Below are 15,737 nucleotides of genomic sequence, written 5' to 3'. Positions count from 1 at the left end.
AAATGAGTGAATCTGAATAACATGAAGAAAAAAGATAAGCAAAGAAAACCCGGCTCTTTTTCCCCGATGGAGGGGGAAGAGAGAGAGCTTTCGTCTTTCTCAGCGTTGGGAAGCTTAGGCGGGGCAACGCCCCGGACCTATCGCAACAGTTTTTCGACGGAGCGTTTCCAATCGTTTGTGATTACATACAAAGATTCCGATTTGTGGGTGGGTATCGATCACGCTTCTTTTAAAGAAGAAATGGCTGAGCTGGCATTGACCAGACTCGTCGGGATACGCGATGAACTGGAGGCTTATCTTGTAGCTGATTCCTTTTTCAGGAAAAGCCTGAAACCCTGTCCGGCACAGGAAGCGGCTCCGGATACCGCCAAAAGAATGGCAGCGGCAGCCGAAAAGGCCGGCGTTGGCCCCATGGCGGCAGTGGCTGGTCTGTTCAGCGAAATCGTCGGACAAACACTTCTGGAAAACTTTGCCATCAACGAGTTGGTTATTGAAAATGGAGGCGATATTTTTTTGAAGCTGCAAAACCCACTGATTGTGAGTATCTTTGCAGGAGAGTCGCCCTTGTCGGGGGTGGTGGGGCTGGAAATTACAGCTGAACAAAGTCCCCTGGGTATTTGTACTTCAGCAGGAACTGTTGGCCCCTCGCTGAGTTTCGGTAAGGCCGATGCAGTCATGATCGCCTGCAGGGACACGGCGCTGGCCGATGCTTTCGCGACCGGTCTGGGCAATTTGATTAAAAAACCGGGCGATGTGGAAAAAGTGCTGAAACGCACGGAAACGTTTCCCGAAATTATGGCCGCCGTGCTGATCTGTGAAGACCAGATTGGCATTCGCGGCGAGTTTGAAATGAAACTGATAGGTTAAAGATGACACAGAAAAAAGACATACGTGACGAATTGAAGCACCGGGTGCTGGTGCTGGATGGCGCCATGGGGACCATGATCCAGAAACACCGGCTGACGGAAAAAGACTTCAGAAATGAAGAGCTGGCCGATCTGAAAAACGAATTATTTGGCAACAACGACTTGCTTTCCATCACCCGGCCGGATATCATTAAAGCCATCCATGCGGCATTTTTGGAGGCCGGATCAGATATTATTGAAACCAATACCTTCAACGCGACCAGCATCTCGCAGGCCGACTACCATACCGAAAAGTGGGTGTATGCCATCAATAAAGCATCGGCCGAAATTGCGCGCGAAGTAGCCGACGGGTTTACGGCGAAAAATCCGGAGAAGCCCCGCTATGTGGCCGGCGCCCTGGGGCCAACCAATAAGACACTTTCGCTGTCACCCGATGTGAATGACCCGGGCTACCGGGCTACTACTTTCGACTTGGTGAAGGAGGCTTATCGCGAACAGGTAAAAGGTTTGCTCGACGGAGGCGTTGACTTGCTGCTGGTTGAAACCATTTTTGATACGCTGAACGCCAAAGCTGCCCTTTTTGCCATTGAAGAGGTGCTGGAGGAGTCGGGCATACACCTGCCGGTCATGGTGTCGGGAACCATCACCGATGCAAGCGGACGGACACTTTCAGGCCAAACCGTCGAGGCTTTCCTGAACTCGGTTCGCCACATCGACTTGCTGAGCATTGGCTTAAACTGCTCGCTGGGGGCCAAAGATATGCGCCCTTACCTGGAAGAAATGGCCGGGAAAGCCCCTTTCTATATCAGCGCTTACCCCAATGCCGGTTTGCCCAACCAGTTTGGCGAATACGACGAAACGCCCGAAGAAATGGCTGCACAGGTAAAGGATTTCCTGGATAACCATTTTGTGAATATCATTGGCGGCTGTTGCGGCACCACGCCCGACCATATCCGCAGGTTTGCCGGGATTGCTGCAGCCGCTCAGCCTCACGTGAAGCAAAAAAATGACGAACTGACCCGCCTGAGTGGACTGGAACCGGTAACCATCACCCCCGAAACCAACTTTGTGAATATTGGCGAGCGTTGTAATGTTTCCGGCTCGCGGATGTTTGCCCGCCTGATCCGTGAAGAAAAATACGAAGAAGCGCTGGCTGTTGCCCGCGAACAGGTAGAAAACGGGGCGCAGGTAATCGACGTCAACCTGGACGATGCCATGCTGGATGCCAAAAAAGAAATGGTGATTTTCCTGAACTTGCTGATGGCTGAACCTGATATTGCCAAACTGCCCGTGATGGTGGATTCGTCGAAGTGGGAAGTGATTGAAGCCGGGCTGAAATGTTTGCAGGGGAAAGCCATTGTGAACTCCATCAGCATGAAAGAAGGCGAGGAGCAGTTCCTGGAGCAGGCCCGGAAAATTAAACGTTACGGCGCGGCCGTGGTGGTCATGGCTTTTGATGAAAAAGGGCAGGCCGACAGTTACGGGCGGCGTATCGAAATTTGCGAACGGGCTTACAAATTGCTGACGGGAAAAATCAATTTTCCAGCCGAAGATATCATCTTCGATCCCAATATCCTGACCATTGGAACCGGGATGGAAGAACACAACAATTACGCTGTTGATTTTATCGAATCGGTGCGCTGGATCAAAGCGAATTTGCCCCATGCCAAAACCAGCGGCGGAGTAAGTAATGTTTCTTTCTCGTTCCGCGGGAACAACCAGGTGCGCGAAGCGATTCATTCGGTATTCCTGTTCCATGCCATCAAAGCCGGTTTGGATATGGGCATTGTAAATCCCGGTATGTTACAGATTTACGATGAAATTCCGAAAGATCTGCTCGAATACATTGAAGATCTGGTAATGAACCGTCGTCCTGATGCTACCGAACGGCTGCTGGAATTTGCCCAAACACTGAAAGAGGAGGAAGGAAAGGCGGTACGCAAAGACGAATGGCGCGAACTGCCGGTCGAAAAACGCCTGGAGCACGCTCTCGTGAAAGGTTTGCCAGACTATATTGAAAAAGACCTGGCCGAAGCGCTGCCGTTTTACCAGCCCGCGATCAACATCATTGAAGGTCCGCTGATGGAAGGCATGAACGTGGTGGGCGACTTGTTTGGATCGGGTAAAATGTTCCTTCCCCAGGTGATCAAATCGGCCCGGGTGATGAAAAAAGCAGTTGCTTTCCTGTTGCCCTACATCGAGAAAGACAAGGAAAAATTCAAGGGTCAGCAAAGTTCACAAAAAAAGATACTTCTCGCGACAGTAAAGGGCGACGTGCATGATATCGGAAAAAATATAGTGGGCGTCGTACTGGCTTGCAACAATTATGCGGTGATTGATCTGGGCGTGATGGTCCCCACCGAAAAGATTCTGGAAACCGCCCTCCGGGAACAGGTAGACATGATTGGACTGAGCGGCCTGATCACACCGTCGCTGGAAATTATGGCCAGCGTAGCTGCTGAGATGGAACGCCGGAAATTTACGCTTCCCTTGCTGATCGGCGGCGCCACGACTTCAAAAATCCACACCGCCGTGAAAATTGCCCCGCAGTATTCGCAGCCGGTGGTGTATGTGAAAGACGCCAGCCGCACCGTAAACGTGGTGGCCAACCTGCTAGCCGGCAACCAGGAGTATGTCCGGTCGGTAAACGACGAATATGAGAGTATCCGTCAGTTTCATAGTCAGAAGAAACCGAAAGAATACCTGAACCTGGAGGAGGCGCGGGCCAATAAATTTCAGATTGACTGGAGCAAAAACGGCATCTACAAACCCAAACATACCGGAATTCACGAGTTGATCGACTATCCGATTGAAGAGTTACGTAAATACATCGACTGGAATTTTTTCTTCTTTGTTTGGGAACTGAAAGGAAAATTCCCCGACATCCTGCACGATGAACGGCAAGGGGAACAAGCCCGAAAGGTTTACGAAGATGCGCAGCAGATGCTGGATGAAATCATCGAAAAGAAGATGCTGCAGGCCAATGGAATTTACGGGATCTGGCCCGCACATGCCGATACCGACGACATCGTGTTGTTCGAAGATGAAGCGCGGACCAAAGAACTCGGGCGTTTTTACCATCTGCGGCAGCAGGAAAAGAAAAAAGAAGGATCGCCCAATTTCTGCCTGGCTGATTTTGTGGCCCCGAAAGAAATTAATCAGACAGATTATTGCGGCGCCTTTGCCGTAACAGCCGGTATTGGTATCGAAAAATGGATGGCCGGCTACAAAGCCGATCACGACGATTACAAGGCCATCATGCTGGAAGCGCTGGCCGACCGGCTTTCGGAAGCATTTGCCGAGCTGCTGCACGAGAAAGTCCGTAAAGAATACTGGGCCTATGCTCCGGGTGAAGACCTGAGCTGGGACGATATCCTAAAGGTCAATTACCAGGGAATCCGTCCGGCGATGGGCTACCCGGCTTGCCCCGAACACCACGAAAAGGAAAACCTGTTTCAGGTGCTGGGCGCCGAAAAAATCGGGATTACCCTGTCGGAACATTATGCCATGTACCCGACGGCCTCGGTCTGCGGGCAGTATTTTGCCCATCCGGAATCGCGCTACTTCAGCCTCGAAAAAATCGGCAAAGACCAGGTCGAAGATTATGCGCGCCGCAAAGGGGTAACGGTTGAACTGGTGGAACAGTTCCTGCCGGTGAACCTGAATTATAAGGGAGTATAAACCTTGAATTTTCAAACTTATACTTTAGAAATTCAACCTAAAAAACGTTAATTAACCTTGAAATTCTAAATTTAAACTTTAGGATTTCAAGGTTAATTATTACTTTTGTCGTATCGAAACGAAGAGGAAATGTACCTGAACAGGAAATTATTTGAGCAACAAATCAAGGACTCCATCCAGGCCAATCCGGTAACGGCCATATTGGGACCGCGACAGTGTGGCAAAACCACAATTGCCCGAAAAGTTGCCGAGTCTTTTTCCTCGGTAATGGTCGACTTGGAAGACCCTTCTGATTATGAACTGCTTTCTGTTTCGCCCAAAGCTTTTTTAGAACAGCAAAAGGGTTTGGTGGTTATTGATGAAGTTCAGCGTATGCCGGAAATATTCAGCATTTTACGCGTACTTGCCGATCAGGAAGGAGTGGAAAATCGGTTTTTGTTGCTGGGAAGCGCCTCGCCCGACCTGATTAAAAATTCCTCGGATAGCCTGGCCGGTCGGATTGGTTTTGTTGATTTGACCGGATTTAAACTAGATGAGGTGGGACAGGAAAACTTTCAACAATTGTGGTTGAGGGGGGGATTTCCCCGGTCTTACCTGGCCGGTTCAGACATGCTGAGTTACCAATGGAGGGACGATTTTATCCGGACTTTCCTGGAAAGGGACATCAACTTATTGGGATTTAATATTCCTCCTGTAACCTTGCGCCGATTTTGGGTGATGCTGGCACATTATCATGGCCAGATTTGGAAAGGATCTGAATTCGCCCGGTCCATGGGGGTTTCGGAACCCACTGTAAAAAAGTACCTGGATATTTTGTCCGGAACCTATTTGATCCGTCAAGTTCAGCCGTGGTATGAAAATCTGCAAAAGAGACAGGTTAAATCTCCGAAAATTTATATTCGTGATAGTGGCTTGTTACATACCTTGTTATCGTTGCCACACAATCAGGTAGTCAATCATGTCAAAGTCGGAGCCTCTTGGGAAGGTTTCATCATCGAACAGATCCTTCAAAAAATGGGCACCCGCGACTACTACTATTGGCGTACTCATACAGGTGTTGAGCTTGATTTGCTGATATTTAAAAATGGGAAACGATACGGATTTGAAATTAAGTATTCGGAAAAACCACAAATTACACGTTCGATGAGACAAGCCATGTCCGATTTAAAACTGGACCTGCTGTATCTCGTATACCAGGGAAAACATGCGCTGGAAATAGAAGGAAATATTCGCCTTTTGCCGGCGGCCAAAATAGAAGAAACTGACTTTGAAAATTAAATGATAATGAATAATACGACGAAAAAAGCGATGATTGCGTTCGTTTTGGGAATGCTGCTTATGTTTGTGCTCGATATGGTTTTTCACTTTAACAACTCGGTGGAGAAACAAATGGAACGGGAGACAAAAAAAGCTCAGAAAAAGATTGAAAATATATTTAAATAACCGGAGCAGGAAGTCATACGGCTTCTTACTCGCTACCCATACTCGGATATGAAAGTGATCGACATTATCAATAACAGCGATAAAACCGTTTTTTCGTTTGAGTTGCTGCCGCCCTTAAAAGGGAATGACGCCGGTAATATTTATCGAACCATTGAGAACCTGGTGGATTTTGATCCGAAATACATCAACATCACCACCCACCGCGACGAGATGATCTTTAAGGAAATGGCCGATGGTTCCATCAAAAAGCAGGTGGTGCGAAAACGCCCCGGAACAGTAGCCATTGCGGCAGCTATTCAGCACAAATACGGCATTCCGGTAGTACCCCACATTTTATGCGGCGGCTTTTCTCGAAGTGAAACAGAACATGTGCTGATCGATCTCAATTTCATGGGCATCAGTAACGTGCTGGCGCTGCGCGGCGACGGCAGTAAAAATGAACATGTTTTCCGCCCCGACCCCGAAGGGCACGCCAACGCCAACGAACTGGTGAGCCAGATGGTTGACCTGCGTAACGGAAAATACCTGGATTCGGACCTGAAAAACTCCTCACCACTCGACTTTTGTATTGGCGTGGCCGGTTATCCCGAGAAACATTTCGAAGCGCCCAACTTCGAAACCGACCTCATGTACCTGAAACAAAAGGTGGATGCCGGTGCCGATTACATTGTCACCCAGATGTTTTTCGATAACCGGGTCTATTACAATTTTGTAGATAAGTGCCGTGGCGCGGGGATCCATGTGCCCATCATTCCCGGAATTAAGCCCATCAACCTGAAAAACCAGTTGACGGTGCTGCCAAAAATCTTTGCAATTGACCTGCCGATGGAGCTGGCTTCCGCACTGGCGAAGTGTAAAGACAACGATGAAGCCAAAATTGTCGGTACCGAATGGGCCATTATGCAGTCGAAAGACCTGGTGGCGCACCAGGTTCCCAGCCTGCACATCTACACCTATGGCGTTTCGGACAATACCCGGAAGATTGTAGAAACCGTGTTTTAAGAGAAGTTTGCCATGAGCCTGCCCGATATTCGCAGCAACAACCTCGAAACCTACCTCGACCGGGAAGAAATTGTCCTGGATACGATTGCCCAAATCATGAAAGACTTTGGTCTGTTCGGGGTCGAAATTCATTTTTCGGGAGATCTTGAACAGGCCTACCCGGAAATGCACCGGCAACTGGTTGGAGAAATCGACCGCTTGTTGATTGACCATTCCGAACTGTTGATGTCGATCCTGTATCAGGTCGATATCAGCGACCGCGACCTGGTCCGCACACAGCTCGATTTCCCGCGTTATAACCAGGTAGAAGTCATTGCCCATCAAATCATCTTCCGCGACCTGAAAAAGGTCTTATTCCGGCGCTATTTTAAATCCCGGAAGTAAAGCTTCATCCCTGTTTTCCTGTTCAGCCGGATGGTCTGTCGGCAACTTATAACGATTTCCGAAAAACAAAATAGAATGAGATTTGTACTTATTGGAAACCTGAAAAGAAAAAGATGGAAAAACCTTTGGTAAATAATAAGTACATACTAGAAAAATTTCCCGGTAAAGGAGGTTGGACTTATGCGGCGATCCCCGAAATCCGGCCCGATAAAAAAGCTCCTTTTGGATGGATTAAGGTAAAAGGGCAAATTGACGGCTTCGCGATAAAAAGTTATCATTTAATGCCGATGGGGAACGGACAACTGTTTTTACCGGTTAAAGCCGAAATAAGAAAAAAGATCGGGAAGAAGGAAGGGGACCGGGTGCACGTGGTTTTATATCGCGATACCACCCCTGTTGAAATCCCGGAAGAATTATTAACATGCCTCCGCGACGAACCCGAAGCGTATGAGGCTTTTTTATCCTGTACCGATGGCGAAAAGAAAGCAGTGGTTGACTGGATCTACTCTGCAAAACAGGAAGGCACCAAAGTGGAGAGAATTGCAAAAACCATAAACAAACTCGCGAACCGGGGGGAATAGTCGAAATCAGCCACAGAATTTTCTGTTATTTGATGTCACTATAAACAACTTCTTTTTCCTGCTGACAAACTCATAAAGTATAATTCCATCCATCTTTTTACTTGTTTAAAGACATTTATTGACAAATAGTGGCTGTAAAACAGGGAATAATCAAATCATACATATTATTTTTAACAGATAGAACAATCTGTCAGCCGCATTGAATGTAGAAAGCTATTTTCAGGCATGAGATCTCAAAAAAATGCCCCGTATGGTAAGACGAGGCGGCTTAAATGTTTTCACAACGGAATAATCCTTATTGTGAATTGCTTCAAAATTGTGGATTAAAGATAAACAGAATAAACAATAAAAACCAAACAACATGAAAAAAATCTTAGGACTGGATTTAGGAACCAACTCAATAGGATGGGCATTAGTTTCTACGGATGAAAATGGAAAGCCGACTAAAATTGAAGGACTGGGCAGCCGGATTATTCCGATGGATGCTGCTACTTTAAGCGATTTTGAAAAAGGGAATTCTAAATCACAAACAGCGGAACGTACAAGGCTTCGTGGAGCAAGGCGTTTGCGTGAAAGGTATTTGCTCCGGCGTGAACGATTACACCGGATACTAAAAATATTAAATTTTTTGCCTGAACACTACTCACAAAACATTGATTTTGAGAAGAACTATGGAAAATTTTTGACCGATGCCGAATCTAAATTGGCATGGAAAAGTAACGGTACAGGAAAATCTGAATTCCTTTTCCCAAAATCTTTTGACAAAATGGTGATTGACTTTGCTGTTCACCAACCTCAATTATTGGATGGCGGCAAGAAGATTCCTTATGACTGGACAATTTATTACTTGCGTAAAAAAGCGTTAATATCAAAAATAGAAAAAGAAGAACTTGCCTGGGTACTGCTTAACTTCAATCAGAAACGGGGTTACTATCAACTACGGGGTGAGGAAGAAGAAGAGAATCCAACTAAATTAGTTGAATTTCACGCATTAAAAGTTGTTGCAGTTGAAGAAACAGAGGAAAAGAAAGGAAAGGAAAGTTGGTACAACGTTCACCTGGAAAATGGGTGGATATATCGTAGAACAAGCAATGTACCTCTTGATTGGATTGGTAAAATCAAAGAGTTTGTTGTTACAACAGATATAAATGAAGATGGAACGCCTAAGCTTGACAAAGAGGGTAGGGAGAAGCGATCATTTCGCGCTCCAAAAGAAGATGACTGGACTTTGATAAAAAAGAAAACCGAGGCAGATATCGCGCAAAGCAAAAAAACTGTCGGCCGTTATATCTATGATACCCTTTTAGAAAAGCCTAATCAAAAAATCAGAGGTAAATTGGTACGGACCATTGAAAGGAAGTTCTACAAAGAAGAACTAAAAGCAATACTTGAAAAGCAAAAGGAGTATCATCCTGTGCTGAAAGACAGAAGGCTATATGCTCAATGTATCGAAGAATTGTATCAAAATAATGAAGCCCATAGAAATTCAATTTCATCGCGTGACTTTACGTATCTGTTTTTAGAAGACATTATCTTCTATCAGCGCCCTTTAAAAAGTAAGAAATCGCTGATTAGTAATTGTCCATATGAGGAACGAAGTTTTCTGGACAAAAAATCTGGTGCGATAAAAACAATCCCGGTGAAGTGCATTGCAAAATCGCATCCGCTTTTTCAGGAATTTCGTTTGTGGCAGTTTATTGCCAATCTAAAGATTTATCAGAAAGAAAGAATTGAAGCAGGTCGCTTGCAAACAGATATCGATGTAACCGATGAGTTTTTGAAAAACGAAGATGACTACGTAGCGTTGGTTGAATGGTTGAACGACCGGAAGGACGTTGATCAGAAAGCATTTTTGAAATATCCGGGTTTTGACATGAGAAAGAATACCGTTAACTATCGGTGGAATTACGTGGAAGATAAACCCTATCCCTGCAATGAAACACGTGCCTTGATCTTAGCCCGATTGAAAAAATATGACGAAATTCCTTCTGATTTTTTGTCGAAAGATAATGAAAAAGCTTTGTGGCATATTTTGTATTCTGTAGAAGATAAATATGAGATTGTTAAAGCTTTGCAATCATTCGCTATTAAACACCAATTAGATAAAACCTTTGTTGATGCTTTCAGTAAGTTTCCGACGTTTAAAAAAGATTACGGCTCGTATTCAGCAAAGGCAATTAAAAGGTTGCTGCCGCTGATGAGAAGAGGAAAATATTGGAATGAGCAAGACATTTCTGACGATATCAAAGACCGGATATTGTCAATAAAAGAGAGATTAAAGGCAATAAATTTTATGGCGGAGAAAATTGATGAGGTCACCGATGATGATATTCCGAAACAAGTTCTTAAAAGTTTCCTTAAATGCAGTGAGCCCCTGAAAGGATTGAATACTTATCAGGCTTGCTATGCCGTGTATGGCAGACATTCCGAGGCAAAGGAAATTTCAAAGTGGAATAATCCAGATGATATTGATGTCTATTTAAAATCGTTCAAACAGCATTCGTTACGCAATCCGATTGTAGAGCAGGTTATTACTGAAACCCTTCGTGTTGTAAGGGATATATGGAAGAAGTATGGCAATTTTGCTGAAATTCATGTAGAATTAGGACGCGAAATGAAGAATCCGGCAGATAAACGGAAGCGGATGACAGAGCAAATCTCTGAAAACGAAAATGCCAATCTCAGGATTAAGTCCTTGTTAATGGAATTTCTGAATCCCGAATACGAAGTAGAAAATGTTCGTCCGTATTCGCCCGGGCAACAGGAAATTTTACGGATTTACGAAGACGGCGTTTTAAATAGTGGAATCATAATTCCAGAATATGTAGAAGATACCCTGAAAAAATTCAAAGAAACTGATATAAAGAAACAACCCTCAAAATCGGAGATATTACGCTATAAGTTATGGTTGGAACAAAAATACCGTTCACCCTATACGAATGAAGTGATTCCATTAGGGAAATTATTTACAACAGCCTATCAGATTGAGCATATCATCCCTCAATCACGCTATTTTGATGATTCATTCAACAACAAAATAATTTGCGAAGCCGAGGTCAATCAGTTGAAAGACAATGAACTTGGATACGAGTTTATTAAAAACCACCACGGAGAGAAGGTTGAGTTGAATTTTGGGAAAACAGTAGAGATTCTTTCTGTGGATGCGTATGAAAAGTTTGTAAAAGAAAGTTATTCAAAGAATCGGGGAAAGATGAAGAAACTCCTGATGGAAGATATTCCGGATGGTTTTATAGAACGTCAACTGAATGATACCCGGTATATTAGCAAAGTGGTAAAAGGTCTTTTGTCAAACATTGTCAGGGAAGACGGAGAAGAAGAAGCCACTTCAAAAAATTTAATCTCCTGTACTGGTGGAATAACCGACACGCTTAAAAAGGACTGGGGGTTGAACGATGTTTGGAACAATATGATTTACCCTCGCTTTGACAGGTTAAACCAACTCACTAATAGCAATCAATTTGGACGATGGGAGAACAAGAATGGTAAACGAGTTTTTCAGATTCAAATGCCTTTCGAACTTCAGAAAGGGTTTAGTAAAAAGCGGATTGACCACCGGCATCATGCTATGGACGCATTGGTTATTGCCTGTGCAACCCGGAGCCACGTGAATTATCTGAACAATGAAGCCGCCAAAGCTAATGCAAAAGAGACCCGATATGATTTACGGAGAAAACTTCGCCGGATAGAAACTGTCCGCAGAGAAAAGATAATTGAAGGGGAAAAGGTGACTCAGAATATTGAAGTAGCAAGGGAGTTTTATAAGCCATGGGATACTTTTACCCAAGATGCACAAAAGGCTTTGGAAAATGTAGTGGTGAGTTTCAAACAGAATTTACGGGTAATTAATAAGACTACTAATTATTATGAATCTTTTAAAGATGAGAATGGGAATTTGAGACTCGACAATAATGGGAAGACTCAAAAAGGGAGATCGAAACAGGTGAGCGGAGATAGTTGGGCGATCCGCAAACCACTGCATAAAGCAACCGTTATGGGAATTGTCAATCTTAGGTTTAAAAAGAAGGTCTCACTTTCCATCGCAATTGATAATTGGGAGATGCTGGTAAATAAGAATTTGAAAACTAAAATAAAACAATTGATGAATGATGGATTTGACAAAAAGAAGATTCAGAAATTTTTTGCAAGTAGCGAAAATAAATGGGAAGGAGTTGATATCTCAAATCCAGAATTGTACTATTTCAGTGACGGGAAAGAGGCTTTGGTAGCATCACGGACTGATTTAAATGAAGATTTTAATACGAAAGCCATCGAAAGTATAACCGATACTGGGATTCAAAAAATTCTTGTAAATCATTTACGAAAATATGATGAGGAAATGAATGGAAAAATAATTGAACATCCTGAATTAGCATTTTCTCCTGAAGGCATTGAAGCGATGAATGAAAATATCAAAGAGTTAAATGGGGGGAGTCCTCACAAACCCATTCTGAAGATTAGAACTTTTACACCTAAGGGCAACAAATTTAACGTGGGGCTAACCGGAAATAAGAAAGAAAAATTTGTTGTAGCAGAGGCTGGTACAAATTTATATTTTGCGGTATATAATGATGAAACCAATCGCCGTAGTTTTGAGACAGTTCAATTAAATGTGGTAATTGACCGATTAAAAGTGAATGAATGTCCTGTACTAGAAGAAAAAATTGATGATAATGGTAAGGTATTAAAACTTCTGTTTTATTTGAATCCTAATGATTTGGTTTATGTACCAACGCCAGAGCAGGTTGAGAATAATATCAAACTGGGAATAGAGGATATAAATTCGAGCAGAATATACAGGTTCGTTGATTCTAGTGATACTACAGCAAATTTTGTTCCCGCATCTTCTTCATCAACCATTTTTAATTTTAATAAAAAAGAACAGGAAAAAAGAAGATTGTATTTTTCGATTCAAAATGAATATGGTGTCGGAAGTCCTCAATCGAAGAATCAAAAGGCCATTACTGGAGAAATGATTAAGGAGTGTTGCATTAAACTTCAAGTCGACAGAATTGGAGTTATAAAGAGATAAGATGCATTCCCTTCACCCCGATACCAGCTACCATATCTTCAACCATGCCAACGGGTTCGAGAATGTGTTTCGCGAGCCGGAGAATTACCGGTTTTTCCTGGAAAAATATCACTTGTATATTTCTCCGGTTGCCGAGACTTATGCCTGGTGCCTGATGCCGAACCACTTCCATCTGGTCGTCAGGATACGAAAACGCAGGCAGTTAGAAGAATTAATCCGATTAAAAAAATTATCCACCTTTTCCAAAGTTCAAAACTTTGGAAAAGGTAAGAATCGAATTATCGATGAAAGCAAGATTCGCGACAACGAAATAGAAAAATACCTGTCGAAACAATTTGCCAATTTATTTAGCTGTTATACGCAATCGTTCAACAAAGCAAACGGGCGGATGGGCTCATTGTTTGTCAAAAACTTCAAACGTGAGCCAATCAATAGTCGGGAACATTTTCTACATGCGGTAATTTACACACACCGGAATCCCATTCATCACCGGTTTCGCGATTGTTACGATGATTGGCCCTACAGTTCGTACTTCGGGATCTTAAACGGCGATGAGCCTGGTATTGAGACTCGGAAACTGCTAAAACTGTTTGGGGGGAAAGATGCCTTTAAACAACTGCATCATAATTCACTTCAAAACATGATATCGATTGATATTACTTAACCTCAGCTATGATTAAACGGACACTTTACTTTGGGAATCCAGCCTATTTGCACAAAAAGGATCAGCAATTGAAGGTGATCGATTCGGAAACGAAAACCGAAAAAGCATCGGTCCCCTTGGAGGATATTGCCATTGTTGTATTGGATCATCCGCAAATAACCCTAACCCATGCGTTAATAGCCGACCTAACCGACCGGAACGTGGCCTTGATTAGTTGTGATTCGCGGCACATGCCTTCGGGCCTGATGTTACCATTGGATGGTAACCATGTTCAAACCGAACGCTTTAGGAACCAAATCGATGCCAGCGAACCATTGATCAAGAACCTGTGGATGCAAACTGTCAAAGCCAAAATTGAAAACCAGGCCGATTTGCTGAACCGTTGTGGTTTCGACAATAAGCCATTACTGGCCTTAGTCCCGCAAATTAAATCGGGCGATCCAGACAACATCGAAGGCCGGGCAGCATCGGTATACTGGAAACGGCTGTTTAACGAACACGACTTCACCCGTGATCGGTTTGGAACTGAACCCAACAGCCATTTAAATTATTGTTATGCCATTCTTCGCGCTATTGTTGCCCGGGCATTGGTTAGCAGCGGACTGTTACCTACTTTGGGGATTTTTCACCGGAATAAGTACAATGCTTACTGCCTGGCCGACGATGTTATGGAGCCTTACCGCCCGTTTTGCGATGAATTGGTTTATGATATGTTTGTAAACGGCGAAATTGATTCGGAGGAAATTACCCGTCCGCAAAAAGCCCGGATGCTGGCAATAGCCACTTGCGATGTGCTGATGGATGGCAAAAAAAGTCCCTTAATGGTGGCGATGAGCCGTACGACCAATTCGTTATACGAATGTTTTGAAGGTACGAGAAGGAAAATTGTTTACCCTGAATTTCGGAATGATTAAGTTTTCAGTATGTCTTCTTTTGAGGCTTTAAATGAGTATCGTTGTATGTGGGTATTGGTTTTCTTTGATATACCGGTTGAAACAAAAAAGCAACGGAAAGTAGCCGCTGCATTTCGTAAAGAACTGGTGAAGGACGGATTTACGATGTTCCAGTTTTCGATTTACATGCGAAACTGCCCGAGCCGCGAGAATGCCGAGGTACACATCAAACGGGTGAAAAATATGCTTCCGGAATACGGACATGTCGGGATTTTGAAGATCACCGACAAACAATTTGGGATGATGGAATTATATTACAGCCGCAAACCTGAAGAAAAACCGGCCACCGTCCAGCAACTCGAATTATTTTAGGGTTCAAAAAACATTCGTACTATACAAAAAAGCGGGAACTTTGCCCCGCTTTTTTGGTTTCTGTCAACCCTTACAGTCTTTTGATCCTGAGGATTTTACACAGCATACGTTGTCACAGAACTCGTTAAAGATACAATTTGAAAGCAATTCACAACACTGCAATGCGGCGCTGCGTAATTACCTCCGTTGTCACAGAACTCGTTAAAGATACAATTTGAAAGCAATTCACAACTCCGAACGTGGATACGTTGACCGTGACTTTGTTGTCACAGAACTCGTTAAAGATACAATTTGAAAGCAATTCACAACTGATCTATTGAGCGGTGATGTTCCTGTTCTGTTGTCACAGAACTCGTTAAAGATACAATTTGAAAGCAATTCACAACCCGGTCGCCTCACGAACATGGAGTTGAGATGTTGTCACAGAACTCGTTAAAGATACAATTTGAAAGCAATTCACAACATAAGGTTACTGCTAACGGGCCTGCGGTTTGTTGTCACAGAACTCGTTAAAGATACAATTTGAAAGCAATTCACAACAGCGATATCGGATTATAACGAAGGAGTAATGTTGTCACAGAACTCGTTAAAGATACAATTTGAAAGCAATTCACAACCTTCTTTACGCTTACCATTTGCAAGTAATTGTTGTCACAGAACTCGTTAAAGATACAATTTGAAAGCAATTCACAACGCCGGTGCGCTTTTGCAGTCGGCGGCCTACGTTGTCACAGAACTCGTTAAAGATACAATTTGAAAGCAATTCACAACTATATTAACATGTACTTTTCGAGGGCTACT

Annotated in this window: 11 protein-coding genes and 1 CRISPR repeat array (1 of these 12 running past the window's edge); all 11 genes read left to right on the top strand. The window is 43.7% G+C overall.

Annotated features, from left to right (window positions below; all coding sequences use genetic code 11):
- Positions 1-21 precede the first annotated feature (21 nt).
- On the top strand, positions 22-867 hold the full coding sequence (locus tag ACOIT5_RS07215; RefSeq protein WP_423129801.1) for a UPF0280 family protein: 846 nt from the start codon (positions 22-24) through the stop codon (positions 865-867).
- A 2-nt stretch (positions 868-869) separates the two neighbouring features.
- Positions 870-4,547 carry a methionine synthase gene (gene metH / locus ACOIT5_RS07210; protein ID WP_423129800.1) on the top strand — a complete coding sequence of 1,226 codons (3,678 nt, stop codon included), beginning with the start codon at positions 870-872 and terminating at the stop codon, positions 4,545-4,547.
- Positions 4,548-4,652: 105 nt separating this feature from the next.
- The gene (locus ACOIT5_RS07205; RefSeq protein ID WP_423129799.1) at positions 4,653-5,825 is read left to right on the top strand and encodes an ATP-binding protein; all 1,173 of its coding nucleotides are present in this window, start codon (positions 4,653-4,655) and stop codon (positions 5,823-5,825) included.
- A 6-nt stretch (positions 5,826-5,831) separates the two neighbouring features.
- Positions 5,832-5,990, top strand: coding sequence for a hypothetical protein (locus ACOIT5_RS07200; RefSeq protein WP_423129798.1), 159 nt, complete (start codon positions 5,832-5,834; stop codon positions 5,988-5,990).
- 48 nt (positions 5,991-6,038) lie between these two features.
- A complete protein-coding gene (gene metF, locus ACOIT5_RS07195) occupies positions 6,039-6,992 on the top strand; it encodes a methylenetetrahydrofolate reductase [NAD(P)H] (protein WP_423129797.1) in 954 nt (317 codons plus the stop codon).
- A 12-nt stretch (positions 6,993-7,004) separates the two neighbouring features.
- Positions 7,005-7,376: a hypothetical protein gene (locus tag ACOIT5_RS07190; RefSeq protein ID WP_423129796.1), complete on the top strand. Its 372-nt coding sequence runs from the start codon at positions 7,005-7,007 to the stop codon at positions 7,374-7,376.
- Between the two features lie 113 nt (positions 7,377-7,489).
- Positions 7,490-7,957 (top strand): YdeI/OmpD-associated family protein, encoded by a 468-nt coding sequence (locus ACOIT5_RS07185; RefSeq protein ID WP_423129795.1) that lies wholly within the window; start codon positions 7,490-7,492, stop codon positions 7,955-7,957.
- 361 nt (positions 7,958-8,318) lie between these two features.
- Entirely contained in the window at positions 8,319-13,007 is a 4,689-nt protein-coding gene (cas9, locus tag ACOIT5_RS07180; protein ID WP_423129794.1) for a type II CRISPR RNA-guided endonuclease Cas9, read from the top strand.
- A gap of 1 nt (position 13,008) precedes the next feature.
- A complete protein-coding gene (locus ACOIT5_RS07175) occupies positions 13,009-13,671 on the top strand; it encodes a transposase (RefSeq protein ID WP_423129793.1) in 663 nt (220 codons plus the stop codon).
- Positions 13,672-13,679: 8 nt separating this feature from the next.
- A complete protein-coding gene (gene cas1, locus ACOIT5_RS07170) occupies positions 13,680-14,585 on the top strand; it encodes a type II CRISPR-associated endonuclease Cas1 (protein ID WP_423129792.1) in 906 nt (301 codons plus the stop codon).
- A 45-nt stretch (positions 14,586-14,630) separates the two neighbouring features.
- A complete protein-coding gene (cas2, locus tag ACOIT5_RS07165) occupies positions 14,631-14,936 on the top strand; it encodes a CRISPR-associated endonuclease Cas2 (protein ID WP_423129791.1) in 306 nt (101 codons plus the stop codon).
- 108 nt (positions 14,937-15,044) lie between these two features.
- Positions 15,045-15,737: a CRISPR direct-repeat array (repeat unit 47 nt; unit sequence GTTGTCACAGAACTCGTTAAAGATACAATTTGAAAGCAATTCACAAC) (it continues 739 nt past the right edge of the window).

Source organism: Gaoshiqia hydrogeniformans, assembly GCF_049347105.1.
Lineage (GTDB): Bacteria > Bacteroidota > Bacteroidia > Bacteroidales > Prolixibacteraceae > Gaoshiqia > Gaoshiqia hydrogeniformans.
The sequence above is the reverse complement of the archived record's forward strand: the minus strand, read 5'-3'. Positions and strand labels throughout refer to the sequence as shown.